The following is a 21,238-nucleotide window of genomic DNA, read 5'->3' as shown; positions in this document are numbered from 1 at the left end:
GGAAAACAAGGTGTTTTCGGGCACCATGCTACCGCCGGCGTGGCACGGTCGGGCCGCGCCGGCGGTGACAAATCGTCAGCGGTTGTCGCCGCCGCCGGTAATGACGCCCCGCGCCTTCCGGTCCTGAAGTTTCGCCATATTGGCGGCAAACACCTCCCCAAGGTCGAGGCCGGCCGCGGTGCAGAGTTCGGACAGGTACCAGCAGACGTCGCCCATCTCGGCGCGCAGCTTTTCGGTCAGCGCATCGTCGGGCGTCCCGTCGCGGATCCATTTCTTGACCACCCCCGCGACCTCGCCCGCCTCGCTGGCCAGACCGAGGGCCAGATATTCCAGGGTGCGGTCGGCCGGGAAGATCGCGGTCGTCCGGGTGAAGGCCTGATAGGTCTTGAGATCCATGGCGGCGCGCCCCTTACAGCAGTTCGAGGACCGCTTCGGCGGACGAGACGTCGAGGCCCGAGGGATTGGGCTCCACCGCCAGCGCCGCCACCTTGCCGTCGCGGGCGATCAGGGCATAGCGGCGCGAGCGCAGCCCCATGCCGAAGCTGGACAGGTCGAGGTCGAGGCCGACCTTGCGGGTGAAATCGCCGTTGCCGTCGCCGAGCATGAGGATGTGATCGCCGACCTTCTGGTCGCGGCCCCAGGCGCCCATGACGAAGGCATCGTTCACCGACAGGCAGGCGATGGTATCGACGCCCTTCGCCTTCAACGCCTCGGCATGGGCGAGGAAGCCCGGCACATGCTTGGCCGAGCAGGTGGGGGTAAAGGCGCCCGGCAGGGCGAAGAGGACGACCGTCTTGCCGCCGAACACTTCCGCCGTCGACAGCGGCGCGGGCCCTTTCTCGGTCGGGGTCATGAAGGTGGCCTCGGGCAGGCTGTCGCCGACGGCAATGGTCATTGGTCTTATCCTTCTGTGCGGGCCGCCGGGCCCGCCGGCGACCGTCGGATATAGCCGGAAGCCCGCCCCGGCCTCAAGCCGCCGATAGATTGCAGTGCAATAGCCTGCTATCTGAAACGGCATCAGAGGAGATACGGCATGTGCGACACCATCGTCGTGCCGCCTTCGGTTTCGGGCGGTCCGATGCTGTTCGCGAAGAACAGCGACCGCGAGGGCGGCGAGGCGCAGGCGGTCGAAATCCGCCCGCGGCGGACCCATGCGCCCGGCGCCCGGCTGCACGCGACCAACCTCAGCCTGCCCCAGGTCTATGAAACCGCGGCCACCCTGCTGTGCCGCCCCTATTGGCTGTGGGGGGCGGAAATGGGGGTGAACGAATACGGCCTTGCCATCGGCAACGAGGCGGTGTTCTCCCGCGTCGCCCCCGAGGCCGGCCCGACCCTGACCGGCATGGACCTCGTTCGCCTGGGGCTGGAACGGGCGCGCGGCGCGGCCGAGGCGGCGCAGGTGCTGATCACCCTGATCGCCGCCCACGGCCAGGGCGGCAACGGCGGCCAGCGCCACCATTTCCCCTATGACAGCGCCTTCCTGATCGCCGACCCGCGCGAGGCTTTCGTGCTGGAGGCCGCCGGGCGCCATTGGGCGCTGGAACGGGTGGCGGGCATCCGCGCCCTTTCCAACCATTATTCGATCACCAGCCGCTACGAGCGCCTGTCGGACGGGGCCAAGGAATTCGCGCGCGGCCGGGGCTGGTGGTCGGGCCAGGGCGCCTTCGATTTTTCCGCCGCCTTCGCCCGGCCGCTGCTCGGCCTTGCCGGCCGGGGCCGGCAGCGGGCGGCACGGGCCTGCGCCCTTCTGGCGCGGGCGCCGGCGGGCGGGATCGGCCTGACCGACCTGATGCGCCTGCTGCGCGACCATAGCCCCGCGGGCGAGCGGCCGGGCTGGCAGCCGGGCGGCCTGTTGCCGGCGACGATCTGCGCCCATGGCAGCGCCGGCCCGGCCAAGCGCGCGGCCCAGACCACCATGAGCTTGGTTGCCGGCCTGGAGCGCGGCCTGCCCGCGCTTTGGGCGACCGGCGGGGCGGCCCCCTGCACCGCCCTGTTCCGCCCCTTCTTCATCGAGGCGGGCATGCCGGCGGCCGAGCCGGCGCCGACCGACCGATTCGATCCCGCCTGCCTGTGGTGGCGCCAGGAACGGCTGCATCACGCGGTGGTCCGGGACCATGCCGCCCGCCTCGCCGCCTATGGCCCGGCCCGGGATGCGCTGGAAGCCGCCCTGGTCGAGGAGGTGGAGCGCGCCCGCGCCCAGGCCGCGACCCGCAGCGCGCCCGAGCGCCGCCGCCTGCTGGGCGATGTCGCCAGGGCGGCGTGGACGGTGGCGGAAGATGCGCTGGCCCGCTGGACAAGGATCGCCGAGGGTGTGCCGATCGAACATCGCCCCGGGCCGATTTTCCGCTATCATCGCCGCCAATTGTCCCGCCGGGCCGACATCCAGAACGGATAAGCCGCCGAAATGCCTTTGCCCATCCAGATCCTGCTGATCCTGTCCTATCTCCTCGTCGCGGCTGCCGGCGGTTTCGCCGCCCAGGATCTCTGGCCCGCGGTCGACGGCACGGTGATCGCCGTCGCCCTGTTCTTCGCCGCCCTGCAGGGCCATGTCCTGTTCCTGCGCGCCGGCGACCGGGCCGAACTGCTGACCGAGATCGACCTGCTGCGCCGCAGCCATGCCGAGACCCTGCGCGAACTGGCCGAACTGAAGCTGGGCCTGGCACGGCGCGCCGCCCGCGACGAACAGACTTCCCGCCTTGCCGAATAGCCCGCCGAATAGGTTGCCATGACGTCCCTGTTGCTTTCGAATGCCGCGCCCCTGCTGGCCCCCGCGCGGGGCGCCATCGTCGATCTCTGGGGCGTCGTCCACAACGGTGTCGCCGCCTTTCCCGACAGCCTGGAGGCGCTGGCCCGCTTTCGCCGCGGGCGGACGGCAAGGGTCGTGCTGGTCTCCAACGCGCCCCGGCCGCAGCATGTCGTGCACGAGCAGCTCGACCGCCTGGGCGTTCCGCGCGATCTCTACGACGCGGTGGTGACCTCGGGCGATGCGACCCGGGAAGCGCTGAAGGGCCGGCCGGGGGCGCGCGTCCGCCACATCGGCCCGGCCCGCGACCTGTCCCTGTTCGAGGGCCTGGACCTGACCCTCGTGCCCGGCGTGGCCGAGGCGGATCTCGTGGTCTGCACCGGCCTCGCCGACGACGAGACCGAAACCGCCGAGGATTACCGCGCCGAGCTTCAAGCAGCGAAGGACCGCGGCCTGCTGCTGGTCTGCGCCAATCCCGACCGGATCGTGGTGCGCGGCACCAGGACCATTCCCTGTTCCGGCGCGCTGGCCTGGCTGTACCATGATCTCGGCGGCGCGGTCGAATGGCACGGCAAGCCCCATGCCTCGGTCTATGCGCGGGCGCTGGCCCTGCTCGACACGGCGCCGGCGGAAACCATCGCCATCGGCGACGGCATCGAGACCGATATCCCGGGCGCCAATGCCCAGGGCATCCCGGCCCTGCTGGTCACCGGCGGCGTCCATGCGCCGCTCTGGGGCGATCCGCCGGACGAGGCCCGACTCAGGGCGGCGCTCGCCGATCACGGCCTTACGGTGGCGGGGGCGATCGACCGGCTGCGCTGGTAGCGGGCTTGCCCAGGCGCAGCATCACCACCCGATAGGCGGCGTTCAGCAAGGGATTGAAGCGCGCGAACCAGCCGAGCGGCCCGGCCAGCAGATCGAGCTGGCGGGCAAGGGGCACGTCGCGCAGCACGCGGAAGCCCCGGCCCCAGGCGGTGCAGCTTTTCGGCCGGTCCAGGCCCCAGGTGAAGCGCGATCCGGTCACGACGATCGAGGGGTAGAAGGCCCAGCCCCGGGCCAGCCACCTGGCCATGGCATCGAAGATGAAGGTCGCCCCCGGAAAGCGCGCGGCGATCCGCGCGGTCAGCGCCTGCATCTTCTCGTCCGAGAGATACATCGAGACACCTTCCATCAGGAACAGCGGCACGGCGCCGGCCGGGACTTCGATCGAATCGATGAAATCCGGCGCCGCCACCGAGCCGGTGACGAAGCGCCGCCGGGGCTCGTGGCCCTCGAAGGCCAGGGCCCAGATCGGCGCGACCATGGCGAGGTCGACGTCGATCCAGGTCACCGAACCGTCGTCCAGCCGGTCGAACCTTGTGCACAGGCCGCAACCCATGTTGACGACCACCGCCCGGCCGCGATGCCGGCGCAGGTGACCGGCCACCATCTGGTCGATGATGCGCTTGCGCAGGATCAGGATCGGCCGGTCGGTCAGGCTGGGGATGAATTTCTCGAACGGCGGCTTCAGCCGGTCGACGATATCGTCGACCTTGGCGTCGCGCAGCACCGGCCGGCCGCGCCGGTTCTCGCGCCATTGGGCGTAGAGCGGAATCAGCAGGGTCTCCGAGACCCCGGTCAGATCGATGGCCAAACGCGCCTCCCCGGATACTGGGGAGTCAGTCTAGGCTCAGTCGAACAGGGCGTCGATGTCCGCCTGGCTGGCCTTGGCGCCGGGGGCCAGCGTCGGCGCGGGGGCCGGCGCGGGTTCGGGCTTCGGGGCCGCGGCTTCGCCCAGCAATTTGTCGACCTCGTCCTGGGCGATGCCCTCGCCCTCGAGGGCGGGGCCGTTCAGGAGGGCGGCATCGCCCTTCCGGGTCTCTTCCGCCGGCACATCGGCCAGTTCGGCGCCGAGCGCATCCTTGAGGCGGCTCACCCGCTCCTCGATATAGGTCAGGGTCTCGACCACCTTGGAGATGCGCTGGCCGGTGATGTCCTGGAAGGAGCAGGCTTCGAAGATTTCCATGCAGCGGTCGGAGACGAGCGCGCCATAGGCGCCGCCCGCGGGATCGGCGGCCATGATGGCCTCGGCCGCGGCCATGATCTTGTTCGTCGCCTCTTCCGTCGAGCGGACGATGGCTTCGAGTTCGCGGCCGGCCCGGGGCAGGCGGTCGCGTTGCAGGTCGCCCGGGCGGAGCGAGGCGATCTCGCCCTTCGCCTTGGCGATATAGTCCGACAATTCCCGGAACTCGCGGTAGATCGAGGTATCGATCGAGCGGAAATAGGCCTGCATGGTCGCGATCAGCACTTCCGTGACCGAGGCGACCTCGACCAGGCTGGGGTCCTGGCCCCGCCTTCTGAGGTGATCGACCAGCGAGCCGACCTGCGCCGACAGATTGTCCCCGAGCATCGCGGATCCCTCAGAAATCGCCGAGCACGGCGCGCATCTTGGACTTCAGGGTTTCGGCGTTGAACGGCTTCACGATGTAGTTGTTCACGCCCGCCTGCTTGGCCGCGATGACGTTTTCCGTCTTCGATTCGGCCGTGATCATGATGAAGGGGGTCTTCTTCAGGCCCTCGTCGGCGCGGACCTGCTTCAGCAGTTCGTAGCCGGTCATCGGTTCCATGTTCCAGTCCGAGATGACCAGGCCATAGGGTTTCGCCTTCAGGCGGCCCAGCGCCTGCTGGCCGTCCGTCGCCTCGTCCACATTGTCGAAGCCGAGCTGCTTCAGCAGGTTGCGGATGATGCGCAGCATCGTCTTGTAGTCGTCGACGATCAGGATGGGCATTTGCAGATCGACTGCCATGGAATCATGCCTCGTGACTTTTGCATTGCGTCTTCACCGCTCGTGTTCCACGCGTACCGTCCGGAACCGGCGGGGCGCGACCGTCATCGTCGCCGCGCCACGATCCTCGCGGATTTCGGCTAAGAAACGGTAAACCGGGTTGCGGCCGCAGCGCCTCACTTGCACCGGCCGGGCCGCCCCTTTAAGGTCCCGGCCTCGACCCCCGGCTGCGGGGGCGGGAAAGAACATGGATCTCGATCAGAACGGGAATGGCAGATGTCGCAGGTCGGCCTTTATTTTGAAGATCTTTCGATCGGTCAGAGCGCAACCTTCGGGAAGACCGTTTCCGAGGCCGACATCCTGATGTTCGCCGGCGTTTCCGGCGACACCAACCCGGTCCATCTCGACGCCGAATATGCCGCGAACACCCCCTTCAAGGAGCGGATCGCCCACGGCATGCTCTCCGCCGGCCTGATCTCGGCCGTGCTCGGCACCCGGCTGCCGGGGCCGGGCGCCGTCTATGTCGGCCAGACCCTGAAGTTCCGCGCGCCGGTGAAGATCGGCGACACCGTGACCGCCCGGGCCGAAGTGATCGAACTCGAACCCTCGAAGCGCCGCGTCGTGCTGCGCACCCAGTGCCTGATCAAGGGCAAGGTCGTCGTCGACGGCGAAGCGACCGTCATGGTCCCCGGCCGCCCGGTCGCCGTCTGAACTCAGGTCCGCCATGCTCGTCGTCGATCGCCTTGACCATGTCCCGCCGCCGGCGCAGGGCGCGGTGCTGGCGATCGGCAATTTCGACGGCGTCCACCGCGGCCACCACACGCTGCTCGGCACCGCGGCGCGAATCGCGGGGCCCATGGGCGCCCCCGCCGGGGTGCTGACCTTCGAGCCGCACCCGCGCCTGCTGTTCAGGCCGGATACGCCGCCCTTCCGCCTGACCCCGCCCGCCGACAAGCTGCGCCTGCTCGCCGCGGCCGGGGCCGAGGTGACGGCGGTCCTGCCCTTCACCGCCACGCTGGCCGCCATGCCGGCGGCGGATTTCGTCCTCGATATCCTGGTCGGGCGGCTGCGCGTGGTCCATATCGTCATCGGCTTCGATTTCTGTTTCGGCCAGGGCCGGGGCGGCGATGTCGCCGTGCTGCACCACATGGGCGAGATGGAGGGCTTCGGCGTCACCGTGCTCGATCCGGTCGGCGACAGCGACTGCCGCCCGGGCGAAGGCTTTTCCTCGAGCGCGATCCGCAAGGCCCTGCAAGCGGGCGACATCGCCACCGCCACCGGCCAATTGGGACGGCCCTGGTCGGTCACCGGCATCGTCGCCCGGGGCGACCAGCGCGGCCGCACCATCGGCTTTCCGACCGCCAATCTCCCGCTCGGCGATTACCTGCGCCCGGCGTTCGGGGTCTATGCGGTCGAGGTCGGGCTCGACGACGGCCGCACCGTGCCCGGCGTCGCCAACATCGGCCGGCGCCCCACCTTCGGCAAATTGGACGAAAACCTCGAAGTCCATCTCTTCGATTTCGCCGAAGATCTCTATGGCCGCAGCATCGAGGTCCGCCTCCTCGCCTTCATCCGGGCCGAGCGGAAATTCTCCGGGCTCGACGAACTGAAGGCCCAGATCGCCGCCGACAGCGCGGAAGCCCGGCGAATTACCGCCGCGTCGGCCTGAACCGCCGGCGCGACCCCCAGGGGACCGCGGCTGGACGGTTCGTGGCCCGCCTGTTAAAACCACCCGTCAAAATCGGGGCCCCCGCCGGCTCCGCCACTCGTTCGAACTGGCACCCTCACATGACGACCGACTACAAGGCGACCGTATTCCTGCCGACCACCGACTTCGACATGAAGGCCGGCCTCGTCAAGAAGGAACCGGCGCTGCTTGAGCGCTGGGACCGCCTGGACCTCTATGGCCTGTTGCGCAAGGCCCGCAAGGGCCGCGAGAAATTCGTCCTGCACGACGGCCCGCCCTATGCCAACGGCAACATCCACATCGGCACGGCGCTGAACAAGATCCTGAAGGACGTGATCAACCGCAGCCAGTCCATGCTGGGCAAGGATGCGCCCTATGTCCCCGGCTGGGACTGCCACGGCCTGCCCATCGAATGGAAGATCGAGGAGAAGTACCGCGCCGCCGGCAAGAGCAAGGACGCGGTCCCGGTCTCCGAATTCCGCCAGGAATGCCGCGCCTTCGCCGACCATTGGATCGGCGTGCAGAAGGCGGAGTTCCGCCGCCTCGGCGTCGAGGGCGACTGGGACGATCCCTATCTGACCATGTCCTTCCCGGCCGAGGCCAGGATCGTCGAGGAATGCCTGAAGTTCCTGATGAACGGCGGGCTCTATCGCGGTGCCAAGCCGGTCATGTGGTCGGTGGTCGAGGAAACCGCCCTGGCCGAGGCCGAGGTCGAGTATCACGACCACACCTCGACCACGATCCATGTCCGCTTCCCCGTCGTCTCGGGGCCCGAGGTCGTCCGGGGCGCCTCGATCGTCATCTGGACCACCACCCCCTGGACCATCCCGGCCAACCGCGGCATCGCCTGCGCCGCCGACGCCGACTATGTCCGCGTCAAGGTGACCGAGGTCGCCGAGGGCAGCCGCGCCCAGGTCGGCGAGGCGATCGTGGTCGCCGGTCCCCTGCTGCCCGAAGTGGCGAAAGCCGCCGGCATCGCCGCTTACGAGATCGAGGCCGGCTTTCCGGGCAGCGACATCGCCTTCGCCACCGTCTGCGCCCATCCTTTCCGCGGCCAGGGCTATGACTTCGACGTGCCGGTGCTGGCCGGCGATTTCGTCACCATGGATACCGGTACCGGCTTCGTCCATATCGCGCCCAGCCACGGCGCGGACGACTTCGAACTGGGCCGCCGGCATGGCCTGCCGGTGCCCGAGCTGATCGGCCCGAACGGCGCCTATCTCGACGACGTGCCGCTCTTCGCCGGCAAGAAGGTGCTGTGGCCGAACGGCAAGGAAGGCAATGCCAATTCGAGCGTGCTCGAAGCGCTGGCGGCGGCCGGCGGCCTGCTCGGCCAGGGCCGGCTCGTCCATTCCTACCCGCATTCCTGGCGTTCCAAGGCGCCGCTGATCTTCCGCGCGACGCCGCAATGGTTCATCTCGATGGAGACGAACGACCTGCGCGCCAAGGCGCTGACCGCGATCGACGAGGTGCGCTGGGTGCCCGGCGTCGGCCGCAACCGCATCCATGCGATGATCGCCAGCCGCCCGGACTGGGTGATCTCGCGCCAGCGCGCCTGGGGCGTGCCCATCACCCTGTTCGTCGACCGGAAGACCAACGAGCCGCTGCGCGATGCGGCGGTGAACGCCCGCATCGTCGCGGCGGTGCAGGCCGAGGGGGCGGACGCCTGGTTCACCTCCCCGCCCGAGCGCTTCCTCGGCGCCGGCTACGATCCCGCCCAGTATGAACAGGTGATGGATATCCTGGACGTCTGGTTCGATTCAGGTTCCACCCATGCCTTCGTCCTCGAGGAGCGGGAAGAACTGAAGTGGCCGGCGTCGCTGTACCTCGAAGGTTCGGACCAGCATCGCGGCTGGTTCCATTCGTCGCTGCTCGAAGCCTGCGGCACGCGCGGCCGGGCGCCCTATGAAGGCGTCGTCACCCATGGCTTCGTCGTCGACGGCCAGGGCCGCAAGATGTCGAAATCGCTGGGCAATACGATCGCGCCGCAGAATGTCATCGACCAGAACGGCGCCGATATCCTGCGCCTCTGGGTCGCGACCTCGGACTTCTCCGAAGACCTGAAGATCGACAACGACATCCTGAAGGCCAAGGCCGAGATCTACCGCAAGCTGCGCAACACGCTGCGCTGGATCATGGGCAGCCTCGCCGGCTTTAGCGACGCCGAGCGCCTGGCGCCGGCGGAAATGCCGGAACTGGAGCGCTGGGTGCTGCACCGCCTGGCCGAACTGGACAAGGCGGTCAGGGCCGGCTACGGCGACTATGAATTCCATCGGGCCTTCATGGCCCTGACGGATTTCTGCATCACCGATCTTTCCGCCTTCTATTTCGACGTCCGCAAGGATGCGATCTATTGCGACGGGCCGGCCTCCATCCGCCGCCGCGCCGCGCGCAGCGTGCTCGACATCCTGTTCGGGTGCCTGACCAAATGGGCGGCGCCCGTGCTCTGCTTCACCATGGAAGAAGCCTGGCTGACCCGCGTGCCCAGCGAGACCGACAGCATCCACCTGCAGGAATTCCCGGCCATCCCGGCCGACTGGCACAACCCCGGCCTCGCGGCCAAGTGGGACCGGCTGCGCGACCTGCGCCGCGTCGTCACCGGGGCGCTGGAAATCGAGCGGCGCGAGAAGCGGATCGGGTCGAGCCTGCAGGCAAAGCCCGTGGTCCATGTCGCCGATGCGGACTTGTTCGCACTTGCACAAACCGCCGATCTCAGCGAGCTTGCGATCACGTCCGGCCTCGATCTGGTCGAAGGCGCGGGCCCGGCCGATGCCTTCCGCCTCGAGGACGTGTCGGGCGTCGCCGTCTCCCCCGCCCCGGCCACGGGCGGGAAATGCGTGCGCTGCTGGATGGTCCTGCCCGAGGTCGGCGCCCATGCCGATCATCCGGGCCTTTGTCACCGCTGCTACGAGGTCGTTGCCCATGGCTGAACGGTCGGCACCACGCTATCGCACCTTCGGGCTGGCGCTGCTGGTGCTGACCCTCGTTCTCGACCGGATCACGAAGGAATGGCTGCTCGGGCTGCTGGACGGCCAGGACCCGATCACGGTGACCGGCTTCCTCGATCTGGTCATGGTCTGGAACCGGGGGGTCAGTTTCGGCCTGTTCCAGCAGGGCGACGATGCCGGACGATACCTTCTGACCGGTTTCGCCGTCATCGTGGCTTTGGTATTGATCGTGTGGATGTGGCGTTCGTCGACCCGTATTGCGGTCACGGGACTTGCCCTTGTCGCCGGCGGGGCGCTGGGCAATGCTTATGATCGCGTGGTTTACGGTGCCGTTGCCGACTTTTTCGACTTTCATTTCTCGGGTTATCATTTCTGGGCGTTCAACATCGCGGATTCGGCGATCACCATCGGGGTGGGTTTCCTGCTGTTGGATGCTTTCCGCGCCCCGGCCGCAGCGGCCGGACGCTAGAGGAGCAGTGAAGATGAGTGTCATCCGATCCGGTTTCCGCCACCTCGGGCTGGTCGTCGCCCTCAGCGGCGGCGCGATCCTGATCAGCGCCTGCGACGGGGGCGGCGACATCCGCTCGCAGCTCGGCGTCAGCCGGCGCAGCCCGGACGAATTCTCCGTCGTCACCAATGCGCCGCTCGCCCTGCCGCCGGACTTCAGCCTGCGGCCGCCGCAGCCGGGCGCCCCGCCGACCCAGGGCGCGCGGCCCGAAACCTCGGCCTCGACGGCGGTCTTCGGCGCCACCCTGCCGGGCGGCCCCGCCGCCGGCACGCCGGTCGGCGTCGCCGCCGCCCAGCCGCCCAGCGCCCTCGAACAGCAGTTCCTGTCGCGCGCCGGCGCCACTAGTGCCGATCCGGCAATCCGCGCGACGCTGAACCAGGAAAGCGGCGCGCTGGTCGAAAAAAGCCGGAACTTCGCGCGCGAAGTGCTGGGCATCGCCAATATCGACCCGACCGATATCGTCGTGAACGCCCCGGAGGAGGCCCGCCGCCTGCGGCAGAACGCCGCAAGCGGCCTGCCGGCCAGCACCGGCGACACGCCGCAGATCAGGCGCGGGAACCCGGGGCTGCTTGAAGGTGTTTTCTGACCGTGTGCACCTTGCACTCGTCAACCTTCGGGCCGCAGCATGGCTATCGCCGATCTATTCCCTTCGACCAGGACTTCTCGCCGCCTGGGGGGAGCCCTTCCCCTCAGGACGGGACTCCGCCTTCGCTCCGTGCATGACGGGAACTTGAGACAAGCGATGCATGCGCCCGTGGACCACCCCGCACAGACCATTTTCGAGCAATCGATCACCGATTGCGCCAACGGCCGGCTGACTCATGCCGCGATCCGCGGCCGCCTGACCGAGACCGCAGGGGTTCTGTCGCGCCTCGCCAGCCAGGCGGAAGCAAAGACCCTGCCCCATTTCACCATTCCCTACCGCACCGACGATCTCGACGAGCAGGCGGCCGTCGCCGAACGGATCGTGGCCGAGTGCAGCCAGGTCGTGGTGCTCGGCACCGGCGGCTCGTCCCTGGGCCCGCAAGCCATCGCGCAACTGGTCCAGACCCCCTTCGGCGGCCCGGCGGACCGGCCCCGCGTCGGCTTCCTTGACAATCTCGACCCGATCGGGCTGGCTGCGGCCCTGGCCACCTGCGACCTTGCCAATACCCATTTCCTGGTCGCGTCCAAGTCGGGCAGCACGGCGGAAACCATCGCCCAGCTGCTGATCGTCATCGACGCGCTGGAACAGGCCGGTTACCGGACCGACGCGATCGGCCGCCATTTCACCGTGGTGACCGAACCGCGCGACAACCTGCTGCGCAACCTGGCCCGGCGGTTCGGCGCGCGGGTGCTGGATCACGATCCCGATCTCGGCGGGCGCTATGCCGTGCTTTCGGTGATCGGCACCCTGCCGGCGCTGATCCTCGGCCTCGATGCCGCCGCCTTGCGCCGGGGCGCCGCCCGCACCCTCGAGCAGAATCTGCATGCCATCGACCCGTCGCTGGCGCCCGCCGCCGTCGGCGCGGCCGTCTCGATCGCCGCCGACGACTGCGGCCTGCCGCAGACCGTGATGTTCGGCTATGGCGACCGGCTGGAGCGGCTGGCCGCCTGGTGGCGCCAGCTGTGGGCGGAATCGCTCGGCAAGCACGGCAAGGGCACGACCCCGATCACCGCCGTCGGCCCGGTCGACCAGCACAGCCAGTTGCAGCTCTATCTCGACGGGCCGGACGACAAGCTGTTCACCGTGGTCGACCTTGCCACCAAGGGCCAGGGCCCGGTCATTCGGACCGATCTGGCCGACGACCCGAGCCTCGCCTTCCTCGCCGGCCGCCAGATCGGCGACATCGTCGCCGCCCAGGCCCGTTCGACCGGGGATACGCTGGTGAAGTTCAGCCGCCCGGTTCGCCGCCTGACCATTCCCCGCTACGACGAGGAAGCGCTGGGCAGCCTGTTCATGCATTTCACGCTGGAAACCCTGATCGCCGCCGGCCTGATCGGCGTCGATCCCTTCGACCAGCCCGCGGTCGAGGACGGCAAGATCCTGACCCGCCAGTATCTGCTGGCCGACAAACGCTGAATGCGGCCCGGATGCGCATGGGGCATGATGCCCCCATGCGCATCCGCCTTCTTTCCGAGTCGACCGTCAACCGCATCGCCGCCGGCGAAGTCGTCGAACGCCCGGCCAGCGCGGTCAAGGAACTGGTCGAAAACGCCATCGACGCCGGCGCCAGCCGGATCGACGTGGTGGTCGAGGGCGGCGGCCGCGCCCTGATCCGCGTCGCCGACGACGGTTTCGGCATGAGTGCCGGCGAACTGGCCCTCGCCATCGAGCGCCATGCCACCTCGAAACTGCCGGACGACGATCTCGACGCCATCAGCAGCTTCGGTTTCCGCGGCGAAGCCCTGCCCTCGATCGGCGCGGTCGCCCGCCTCGACATCGCCAGCCGCGCCCGCGGCGCGGCCGAGGGCTGGATGATCCGGGTCGAGGGCGGCCTGAAGCACCCGCTCGAACCGGCCGCCATCGCCGCCGGCACCAGGGTCGAGGTCCATGATCTGTTCTATGCCACGCCGGCCCGCCTGAAATTCCTGAAATCGGAACAGGCCGAATACCAGGCGATCGCCGATGTCATGCGCCGGCTGGCCCTGGCCCATCCGGCCATCGGCTTCTCTCTGGCCGACGGCGCCAGGGTCGCGCTGCGCTTCCCGCCCGAAACCACGCTGGATCCCCTCGATGCCCGGCGCAACCGCATCGCCGCCGTGATCGGCCGCGATTTCGCCGACAATGCCCTGGCGATCGCGGCGGAACGCGAAGGGGTGCGGCTGGAGGGCTTCGCCAGCCTGCCGACCTATGCGCGGGCCACCGCCGCCCATCAATATCTCTTCGTCAACGGCCGGCCGGTGAAGGACAAGCTGCTGACCGGGGCCGTGCGCGGCGCCTATGCCGATTTCCTGGCCCGCGACCGCCATCCCGCCATCGCCCTCTACCTCACCATCGACGGGCGGCAGGTCGATGTGAACGTCCACCCGGCCAAGGCCGAGGTCCGCTTCCGCGATCCCGGCCTCGTCCGCGGGCTGATCGTCGGCGCGCTGCGCCATGCGCTCGGCGAAGCCGGGCACCGCGCCTCGACCACGGTGGCGGGCGCGGCGCTGGGCAGTTTCCGGCCGGCCGAACTGCCGTCCCTGCCCGCCCGCAGCCCGGGCTTCGCCTTCGCCGCCCCGCCCCGCCCGAATCTGGCCGAGCGCAGCGCCGCCTATGCCTTCCAGGCCCCGCCCGATGCAACGCCCGGCGTTGCCGCCATGCCGTCCCCCCAGGCCCCGGCCGCCGCCGCGGACGAGGGGCTGGATCGCCCGCTGGGCGTGCCGCGCGGACAATTGCACCTGACCTATATCGTCGCCGAGACACGGAACGGCCTGGTCCTGGTCGACCAGCATGCGGCGCACGAGCGCCTGGTCTACGAGCGGATGAAGAAGGCGATCGAAAGCGAGGGCGGCGTCAAGCGTCAGGCCCTGCTGATCCCCGAGGTGGTCGACCTCGACGGCGACGGCGCCGCCCGCATCGCCGCCAAGGCCGACGATCTGGCCGAACTCGGCCTCGTGGTCGAGGCTTTCGGCCATGGCGCCGTGGTGGTGCGCGAGGTGCCGGCCCTGCTGGGCAGGGCCGATGTCCCCGGCCTCGTCCGCGATCTGGCCGACGAGATCGCCGAACTCGGCGACGGTTTCGCACTGCGCGAGAAACTGGCGGAAGTCTGCGGCACCCTCGCCTGCCATTCGGCGGTCAGGGCCGGGCGGCGCCTGACCTACCCGGAGATGGATGCCCTGCTGCGCGAGATGGAGGCGACCCCCCATTCCGGCCAGTGCAACCACGGCCGTCCCACCTATGTCGAACTGAAACTGCCCGACATCGAACGCCTGTTCGGTCGGCGCTGAGAGGCTGTTTGGAAACCCCGGACGGGTCGATCCGGCGGATTTCCAAACAGCCTCTGAGCGTCAATCCCGGCCGAGGACGGTGATCGCGCCCTTGCCGTAGCGCCGCCGGTCCTCGACGGTGAAACCCGCCGGCCAGGCAGGCTCTTCGCGATGTTCGTGCTCGGCGACGACGAGGGCGGCGGGCGCCAGCCAGCCGGCGGCATCGAGCGCCGCCAGCGCCGCCTCGTTCAGCCCCTTGCCGTAGGGCGGATCCAGGAACACGAGGTCGGCGGCAAAACCCGGGGGCGGCGCGCCTGGCCTTATGGCGTCGCGGCCGACCAGCTTGCACTCAGCCTCGCCCCGCACGCGCTTGATGTTCTCGGCGATCAGGCGCTGGGCAGGCACTTCCTTCTCGATCAGGACCACGCGGGCGGCACCGCGGGAAAAGGCTTCGAGCCCCATGGCCCCCGTGCCGGCGAAGACGTCGAGCACCACCGCCGCCTGCGGCAGGCCCCGGTTGGCCAGGATATTGAACACCGATTCGCGCAGCCGGTCGGCCGAGGGCCGCGTCGCCCGGTCGTCCGGCGTCAGCAGGATACGGCCCTTGTTACGGCCGGCGACGATGCGCATGCCGCCCCCCCTTGTCGCCCGGCGCCGAACGCTCCTGACGCCCGCCTTCGGGGCGCGAGCGGGGCCCCCGCGGCCCCTTGGGCGGCGGACCGTCGCGGCCGGGCCCCTCCTTGGCCGCGGGACCGCGGCCCTGCCCGGTCTTCACGGCCGGCGCACGGCCCTGTCCGTCTCTTGCCGCGGGGCCCCGGCCGGCCCCCTCCTTCGCCGCGGGGCTGCGGCCCCGTCCAATCTTCTCGGCCGGCGCGCCGCCTTGTTCGTCCCTTGCCGCGGGGCCCCGGCCGGGCCCCTCCTTCGCCGCGGGGCTGCGGCCCCGTCCAATCTTCTCGGCGGGCGCGCGGCCTTGTCCGTCTCTTGCCGCGGGGCCCCGGCCGGGCCCCTCTTTCGCCACCGGTGTGCGACCCGCGCGGACTGGTGCCGGCTTGCCCCGCGGGGGCCTGTCCTCTTCGTCGGCGGCGGGTTTCTGCCGCGGGACGATCGGTTTCGCCGGCTTCGGCGCCGGCTTTTCGTATCGGACCTCGTCGCCCTTCAGCAATTTCTCGACGATGGCGGGGCCGATCGGCATGACTTCGCCGAGCGGCAGGCGGTCGAGGTCGAAGGGCCCGTAGGAGACCCGCTGCAAGCGATTGACCGAAAGCCCGAGGTGTTCCATCACCCGGCGGATTTCCCGGTTCTTGCCCTCGGTCAGGGAGACATAGAGCCAGGCGTTCAAGCCGCCGATCCGGTCGATCTCCACCTCGATGGAACCATAGCGGACACCGTCGATGGTGACGCCCTGTTTGAGCGCCTCCAGCCGGCCGACATCGATCCCGCCGGCGACGCGCACCTTATAGCGGCGCACCCAGGCGTTCCGCGGCAGTTCGAGCTGGCGGGCCAGGGCGCCGTCGTTGGTGACCAGCAGCAGCCCTTCGGAATTGAGGTCGAGGCGGCCGATGGAAACCACCCGGGGCAGGCCCGCGACCTTCAGCAGGTCGAAGATGGTCGGGCGGCCCTGGTCGTCCTTGTGGCTGACGACGAGGCCGCGCGGCTTGTTGAAGCGCCACAGCCTGGTCTTCGGCGGCGAGCCGACCACCCGGCCCTCGACCTCGATGCGCTCGGCCCCGGTCACCTTGAAGGCGGGCGTGGCCAGCACGGTGCCGTCGACCGTGACCTTGCCCTCCTCGATCAGGCGCTCGGCGTCGCGGCGCGAGCAGACCCCGGCGCGGGCGAGATATTTGGCGATTCGCTCCGCCTCCGGCGCGGCGGGCGCGGGCGGGGCGGCGGGCTTGGCCTTCGAGGGGCGGGATTTCTCGTTTGTCGACATGGGCGGATCATAGTCGTGTAATTTCCCAATGCCATGACCAAGACGCCGATGGACCACGCCCTGATCGAAGCCGAGGCCGCCGCCGCCCGCGGCGAAGTGCCGGTCGGCGCCGTCATCGTCGATCCGGCGACACGGGCGATCGTCGCCGCCGCCGGCAACCGCACCCGCGAATTGAACGATCCCACCGCCCATGCCGAGGTGCTGGCCATCCGCGCCGCCTGCGCCCGCCTGGGCCAGGAGCGCCTGACCGGCCTCGATCTCTATGTGACGCTGGAGCCCTGCGCCATGTGCGCCGGCGCCATTTCCTTCGCCCGGATCCGCCGGCTCTATTTCGGCGCCGACGATCCGAAGGGCGGCGCGGTCAGCCACGGCCCGCGCTTCTACGGCCAGCCCACCTGCCACCACGCGCCGGAGGTCTACGACGGCATCGGCGGCGACGATGCGGCCCGGCTGCTGCGGGAATTTTTCGCCGGGCGGCGTTAGAGTTCGTCAGCGGCCGTTCGTCTTTTTCGATTTTGGCTGATTCAGCCAGAATCGGACAGACTTAGGGCGTGGTCTTGCCCTCGGTTTTCGGGGCGGCGGGGGCCGCTGGGGCCGCGCCCCTGCCCAAGGTCCCCGGATCGATCGACGTTCCGGCCGGCACGGTCGTCGGACGCAAGGCGACCGGCGGCGGCACATTCGCCGGCGGCGGGTCCAGAGGACCGGCCCCGGCGCATTTATCCAGGCTTTCCTTCACATCGCGGAAACGCGCTTCGCTATGGAAGGCGACAGGGCCGAACCACAGGCGAACCTGGACCAGATTTTCGCCCACGTCGCGGAGGCCGGCCATGAAGAATGTGTTTCGGTTCAGGTCGTCATCGAAGGTGTCCCGCATCGCCCGGTCGATCGCCTGGCCGACGATGAAACCCATCACCCCCGCCCCGGCCGCCCCCGCGCCCGGCTGGGCGGCCTCGTTCCGGTAGCAGCGGACGGTGTAGGTCTTGCCATCCTCCTCGAGGCCGAGGGCAAGGGCGAAGATGCCGCAGCGATCCGCCACGCGGCCGGCGCGATAAAGGCAGCGGGCCAGGGGCTCCGCCCCGGCCTTGTAATAGAAGGCATTGTTCGGGGTGTGTTGCCGCGGGTCGTGGATCTTCGCGCAAGCCGAAAGGCCAACCAGGCCGAGCGCCGCGATCGGCAGAAAAATCGACTGGCGCATCATGCCCCCTAATCAATACCGGGAAAATGAAATCCACGGATCAATGTAACCTGGAATAGAATATTCCGGTATTCGAAGTTTCGCGGCTTTCCGCCCGTTTCCTTTCGGCGGGGACGCTGGTCTATTGAAATGGGTGGCCCGGCCGAAGGCCCGCAACCTCAACAAGAAGCGGCAATGGGTCTCTGCCGGGGCCGGCTGCGCGACAAGACCGCAAGCCGGCGGAGGAAACAAATGAAGGTCCTGATATAATGAAGATCCTCGTCCTGGGGGCGACCGGCACGATCGGCGCCGCCGTGGCCACAAGGCTGGCAGGCCAGGGCCACGATGTCCTGGGCTTGAGCCGCAGGGTCGATTCGGACCGGATCCTGACCACGCTCGGCCTGCCCTTCTTCCGCGGCGACATGCGCCGGCCCCAGCCCTGGTCTCACCTGCTGGACCAGATGGACACGGTCATCCAGACGGCCTGCACCTTCACCGACGACATGGATGCGGTGGACGCGGGCATTGCCGACGCCCTGATCGAGGCCGGCGCCCGACGCCCGACGCCGCTGCGCGTTCTCTATACCGGCGGCTGCTGGCTCTATGGGGCGACGGGGGACCGGGTCGCGGGCGATGGCGACGACTTTGCCCCGCCGCCGGCCTTCGCCTGGATGGTCCGCCACGGCGAAAGCCTGCTGGCCGCCCCGGGCCTCGTCACCGCGATCATCCATCCCGCCATGGTCTATCACGAGTTCGCCGGCGCCTTTGCCCGCATGGTGAGTGACGCCAAGGCGGGCCGGCCGATCGAATATTGGGGCAGCATCGAAACCCGCTGGCCCCTGGTGCATCGCGACGATCTCGCCGACGCCTACCGCCTGCTGCTGGAAAACCCCGGCCTGACCGGCCATTTCAACGCCAGCGCCGAGGACGGCGTGCCGCTGGCCGAGATCGTGGCCCATGTCGCCGCCACCCATGGCGCCACCCGCATGCGCCACCGCCCCCTGTCCGATGTCGTGGCGGAACATGGCGCCTGGGCCGAGGGGCCGACGCTCGACCAGCAGATGGCGGCGGGAAAGCTCAGGGCGCTCGGCTGGCGGCCCCGCCACGCCTCGTTCCGGACCGCGATCGGATAGATCAGATGTCCCGCCCCGCGCGCTTCAGGACATCGACGGCGAGTTCGGCCAGGAAGGTGGCGACGGCGCCATACATCACCGCCTTCTCCGAACTGGCATTGCCGTCGAGGCCGCGCTTGTAGACCCCTTGCGCGATGGAGGCGAGGCGGAACATCGAGAACGCCAGATAGAATTCCCAATGGGGAATGCCGTCGCGCCCGGTGCGGCGGCAATAGGCGGCGAGATAGTCGGCCTCGCTCGGAATGCCGGTCGCGGCGAAATCGACCCCCATGAGATTGCCCATGGTCGGATCGGCGATGTGATAGGGCATGCAATTATAGGCAAGGTCGGCCAGGGGATGGCCGAGGGTCGACAGTTCCCAGTCCAGCAGCGCGATCATGCGCGGCTCGGTCGGGTGATAGATCGAGTTTTCCAGGCGGAAATCGCCATGGGCGATGGCGACGTCGTCGCCCGGGGGGATATGGGCCGGCAGCCAGGCGATCAGCCGGTCCATGGCCGCCACCTCGCCGGTCTTGGCCAAGTCGTACTGCTTGGTCCAGCGGCCGATCTGGCGCTCGAAATAATTGCCGGGCTTGCCGAAATCGCCGAGGCCGACGGCGGCGACATCGACCTTGTGCAGCTTGGCCAGGACGTCGTTCATCGAATCGTAGATCGCCGCGCGTTCCTCCGGCATCAGGCCGGGCAGCTGGGGATCGCGCAGCACGCGGCCGTCGACATGGCCCATGACGTAGAAGGCGGTGCCGATGATCTCCGGGTCCTCGCACAGCACGAGCGCAGGGGCGACGGGCACCTCGGTCGCCGCCAGGGCCTCGATCACCTTGTATTCGCGCTCGATCTGATGGGCGGAGGCGAGCAGCTTGCCCGGCGGCTTCTTGCGCAGGACATAGCGCCGGCCGGGCGTGGTCAGCAGGAAGGTCGGGTTGGACTGGCCGCCCTTGAACTGGCGCACCTCCATCGGCCCGGCGAAGCCCGGAATGGCCGCTGTCAGGTATTCGGCGAGCCGGTCCTCGTCGAAGCGATGCGCCTCGCGCACCGCGCCGATGTCCACGCCCTGTTCCCCCGGTGCCACCACGACCATGAACCCGCTCTCCCCGTTAACGATTATGTGCGGGGGACGCTAGGACGCTCCGAAATCGCGGTCAACCGTGGTGATCAGCCCTCGCCCGCCGCCGCGATCGCTTTCAGCGCGATGTCGGTGCGGTTGAAGCCGCCCGGCCAGTCGATCCTGGCGACCGCCCGATAGGCGGTTTCGCGCGCCGCGGTGATCGTCTCGCCAAGCGCCGTGACATTGAGGACGCGGCCGCCGGTGGGCACGAAATGATCGCCCGCCGCCCGGGTCGCCGCATGAAAGACGGTGACGCCGGGCACGGCGCCGGCCGCTTCAAGCCCCCGGATCTCGCCGCCGGGCAGAAGATCGCCGGGATAGCCCCGGGTCGCCATCACCACGGTGACCGCCGGCCGGGGATCCCATTCGATGTTCAGCTTGTCGAGGACACCTTCCGCCGCCGCGATCAGCACTGGCAGCAGGTCGGTCTGCATCCGGGCCAGCAGCACCTGGCATTCCGGATCGCCGAAACGGACATTGTATTCGATCAACTGGGGCCCCTCGGCCGTCAGCATCAGGCCGGCATAGAGCACGCCCTTGAATGGCCGGCCCTCGGCGGCCATGGCGGCGACGGTCGGGCGGATGATGCGGGCCATCACCTCGTCGACCATGGCCGGGGTCATCAGGGGCGAGGGCGCGACCGCGCCCATGCCGCCGGTGTTCGGCCCCTCGTCATGGTCGAAGACGCGCTTGTGGTCCTGGGCGCTGCCGAGCGCCACGACGTGGCGGCCGTCGGCGATGGCGAAGAAGCTCGCCTCCTCGCCGGTCATGAACGCCTCGATCACGATCTCGGAACCGGCGGAACCGAAACGCCCGGCGAAACAATCCTCGACCGCGGCCACCGCCTCGTCCCGGGTCGTGGCGATGACCACGCCCTTGCCGGCGGCAAGCCCGTCCGCCTTGATCACGACCGGGATCGGCTGTCCGGCCAGATAGGCCAGCGCCGACGCCTTGTCGTGGAAACGGCCGTAGGCGGCGGTCGGAATATCGTGGCGGGCGCAGAGATCCTTGGTGAAGCCCTTGGACCCTTCGAGCTGGGCCGCCGCCGCGGTCGGTCCGAAGACCTTCACGCCCTTTTCCGACAGTTTGTCCACGAGACCGATGACCAGCGGCGCCTCCGGCCCGACGACGACGAAATCGATCTTTTCCGAGCGCACCAGGGCCAGCACCCGTTCGCTGTCCTTGGGATCGAGGTCGATGCAGGTCGCGACCTGGGCGATGCCGCCGTTCCCGGGGGCGCAGAACAGCCGCGTCACCAGGGGGGACTTGGCCAGCGCCCAGCACAGGGCATGTTCGCGACCACCGCTGCCGATCACCAGAACATTCATCGGTAAAGAACCTCGACCAATTTTCC

Annotated in this window: 22 protein-coding genes; 12 read left to right on the top strand and 10 right to left on the bottom strand. The window is 69.1% G+C overall.

Annotated features, from left to right (window positions below):
• Positions 1-75: 75 nt before the first annotated feature.
• Both DKG75_RS03065 and DKG75_RS03060 read right to left on the bottom strand, forming a co-directional pair.
• Complete coding sequence (locus tag DKG75_RS03065; protein WP_109919600.1) at positions 76-396, bottom strand: nucleoside triphosphate pyrophosphohydrolase family protein; 321 nt, start codon at positions 394-396, stop codon at positions 76-78.
• Positions 397-409: 13 nt separating this feature from the next.
• The gene (locus DKG75_RS03060; RefSeq protein ID WP_109919599.1) at positions 410-895 is read right to left on the bottom strand and encodes a peroxiredoxin; all 486 of its coding nucleotides are present in this window, start codon (positions 893-895) and stop codon (positions 410-412) included.
• A gap of 138 nt (positions 896-1,033) precedes the next feature.
• Between DKG75_RS03060 and DKG75_RS03055 the strand changes: the two genes are divergently transcribed.
• From DKG75_RS03055 to DKG75_RS03045, 3 genes are read left to right on the top strand one after another with little or no spacing between them, the layout of a single operon-like run.
• A complete protein-coding gene (locus DKG75_RS03055) occupies positions 1,034-2,395 on the top strand; it encodes a peptidase C69 family protein (RefSeq protein WP_109919598.1) in 1,362 nt (453 codons plus the stop codon).
• Between the two features lie 9 nt (positions 2,396-2,404).
• Positions 2,405-2,707: a hypothetical protein gene (locus DKG75_RS03050; RefSeq protein WP_109919597.1), complete on the top strand. Its 303-nt coding sequence runs from the start codon at positions 2,405-2,407 to the stop codon at positions 2,705-2,707.
• An 18-nt stretch (positions 2,708-2,725) separates the two neighbouring features.
• Complete coding sequence (locus DKG75_RS03045) at positions 2,726-3,568, top strand: TIGR01459 family HAD-type hydrolase (RefSeq protein ID WP_109919596.1); 843 nt, start codon at positions 2,726-2,728, stop codon at positions 3,566-3,568.
• On the opposite strand, the gene DKG75_RS03040 is transcribed toward DKG75_RS03045, so the two are convergent.
• From DKG75_RS03040 to DKG75_RS03030, 3 genes are read right to left on the bottom strand one after another with little or no spacing between them, the layout of a single operon-like run.
• The gene (locus DKG75_RS03040) at positions 3,531-4,376 is read right to left on the bottom strand and encodes a class I SAM-dependent methyltransferase (RefSeq protein ID WP_109919595.1); all 846 of its coding nucleotides are present in this window, start codon (positions 4,374-4,376) and stop codon (positions 3,531-3,533) included. The two genes, DKG75_RS03045 and DKG75_RS03040, sit on opposite strands and share 38 nt — an antisense overlap.
• Positions 4,377-4,412: 36 nt before the next feature.
• Positions 4,413-5,132 carry a protein phosphatase CheZ gene (locus DKG75_RS03035; protein ID WP_109919594.1) on the bottom strand — a complete coding sequence of 240 codons (720 nt, stop codon included), beginning with the start codon at positions 5,130-5,132 and terminating at the stop codon, positions 4,413-4,415.
• A gap of 10 nt (positions 5,133-5,142) precedes the next feature.
• A complete protein-coding gene (locus tag DKG75_RS03030) occupies positions 5,143-5,529 on the bottom strand; it encodes a response regulator (RefSeq protein WP_109919593.1) in 387 nt (128 codons plus the stop codon).
• Between the two features lie 255 nt (positions 5,530-5,784).
• On the opposite strand from DKG75_RS03030, the gene DKG75_RS03025 reads away from it, so the two are divergent.
• The 7 genes from DKG75_RS03025 (at position 5,785) to mutL (ending at position 14,563) form a co-directional block, all read left to right on the top strand.
• Positions 5,785-6,219: a MaoC family dehydratase gene (locus DKG75_RS03025; RefSeq protein ID WP_109919592.1), complete on the top strand. Its 435-nt coding sequence runs from the start codon at positions 5,785-5,787 to the stop codon at positions 6,217-6,219.
• A 13-nt stretch (positions 6,220-6,232) separates the two neighbouring features.
• Entirely contained in the window at positions 6,233-7,177 is a 945-nt protein-coding gene (locus DKG75_RS03020) for a bifunctional riboflavin kinase/FAD synthetase (RefSeq protein WP_109919591.1), read from the top strand.
• Positions 7,178-7,296: 119 nt separating this feature from the next.
• Positions 7,297-10,125: an isoleucine--tRNA ligase gene (gene ileS, locus DKG75_RS03015; RefSeq protein ID WP_109919590.1), complete on the top strand. Its 2,829-nt coding sequence runs from the start codon at positions 7,297-7,299 to the stop codon at positions 10,123-10,125.
• The gene (gene lspA, locus DKG75_RS03010; RefSeq protein WP_109919589.1) at positions 10,118-10,612 is read left to right on the top strand and encodes a signal peptidase II; all 495 of its coding nucleotides are present in this window, start codon (positions 10,118-10,120) and stop codon (positions 10,610-10,612) included. The genes ileS and lspA overlap by 8 nt, the downstream gene beginning before the upstream one ends.
• 13 nt (positions 10,613-10,625) lie before the next feature.
• Positions 10,626-11,237 (top strand): DUF3035 domain-containing protein, encoded by a 612-nt coding sequence (locus DKG75_RS03005; RefSeq protein WP_166646318.1) that lies wholly within the window; start codon positions 10,626-10,628, stop codon positions 11,235-11,237.
• 156 nt (positions 11,238-11,393) lie between these two features.
• Complete coding sequence (locus tag DKG75_RS03000; RefSeq protein ID WP_166646317.1) at positions 11,394-12,713, top strand: glucose-6-phosphate isomerase; 1,320 nt, start codon at positions 11,394-11,396, stop codon at positions 12,711-12,713.
• Positions 12,714-12,748: 35 nt separating this feature from the next.
• Entirely contained in the window at positions 12,749-14,563 is a 1,815-nt protein-coding gene (mutL, locus tag DKG75_RS02995; protein WP_109919586.1) for a DNA mismatch repair endonuclease MutL, read from the top strand.
• 60 nt (positions 14,564-14,623) lie between these two features.
• Here the strand turns inward: mutL and rsmD are convergent, their stop codons facing one another.
• Both rsmD and DKG75_RS02985 read right to left on the bottom strand, forming a co-directional pair.
• Complete coding sequence (gene rsmD, locus DKG75_RS02990; protein WP_109919585.1) at positions 14,624-15,172, bottom strand: 16S rRNA (guanine(966)-N(2))-methyltransferase RsmD; 549 nt, start codon at positions 15,170-15,172, stop codon at positions 14,624-14,626.
• Complete coding sequence (locus tag DKG75_RS02985; protein ID WP_109919584.1) at positions 15,150-16,472, bottom strand: pseudouridine synthase; 1,323 nt, start codon at positions 16,470-16,472, stop codon at positions 15,150-15,152. The genes rsmD and DKG75_RS02985 overlap by 23 nt, the downstream gene beginning before the upstream one ends.
• 33 nt (positions 16,473-16,505) lie before the next feature.
• Between DKG75_RS02985 and DKG75_RS02980 the strand changes: the two genes are divergently transcribed.
• A complete protein-coding gene (locus tag DKG75_RS02980; RefSeq protein ID WP_243746425.1) occupies positions 16,506-16,955 on the top strand; it encodes a nucleoside deaminase in 450 nt (149 codons plus the stop codon).
• 61 nt (positions 16,956-17,016) lie between these two features.
• Here DKG75_RS02980 and DKG75_RS02975 read toward each other — a convergent pair whose 3' ends face one another.
• Complete coding sequence (locus DKG75_RS02975) at positions 17,017-17,670, bottom strand: hypothetical protein (RefSeq protein ID WP_109919583.1); 654 nt, start codon at positions 17,668-17,670, stop codon at positions 17,017-17,019.
• A 245-nt stretch (positions 17,671-17,915) separates the two neighbouring features.
• Between DKG75_RS02975 and DKG75_RS02970 the strand changes: the two genes are divergently transcribed.
• The gene (locus DKG75_RS02970; RefSeq protein WP_109919582.1) at positions 17,916-18,779 is read left to right on the top strand and encodes an NAD-dependent epimerase/dehydratase family protein; all 864 of its coding nucleotides are present in this window, start codon (positions 17,916-17,918) and stop codon (positions 18,777-18,779) included.
• Between the two features lies 1 nt (position 18,780).
• Here the strand turns inward: DKG75_RS02970 and DKG75_RS02965 are convergent, their stop codons facing one another.
• Entirely contained in the window at positions 18,781-19,857 is a 1,077-nt protein-coding gene (locus DKG75_RS02965; RefSeq protein ID WP_109919581.1) for a phosphotransferase, read from the bottom strand.
• A 74-nt stretch (positions 19,858-19,931) separates the two neighbouring features.
• Positions 19,932-21,212 (bottom strand): phosphoribosylamine--glycine ligase, encoded by a 1,281-nt coding sequence (gene purD / locus DKG75_RS02960; protein ID WP_109919580.1) that lies wholly within the window; start codon positions 21,210-21,212, stop codon positions 19,932-19,934.
• Between the last annotated feature and the right edge of the window lie 26 nt (positions 21,213-21,238).

The organism is Zavarzinia compransoris (assembly GCF_003173055.1).
GTDB lineage: Bacteria > Pseudomonadota > Alphaproteobacteria > Zavarziniales > Zavarziniaceae > Zavarzinia > Zavarzinia compransoris.
Note: the sequence above shows the minus strand (reverse complement) of the source record. Positions and strands in the feature narration are given on the sequence as shown.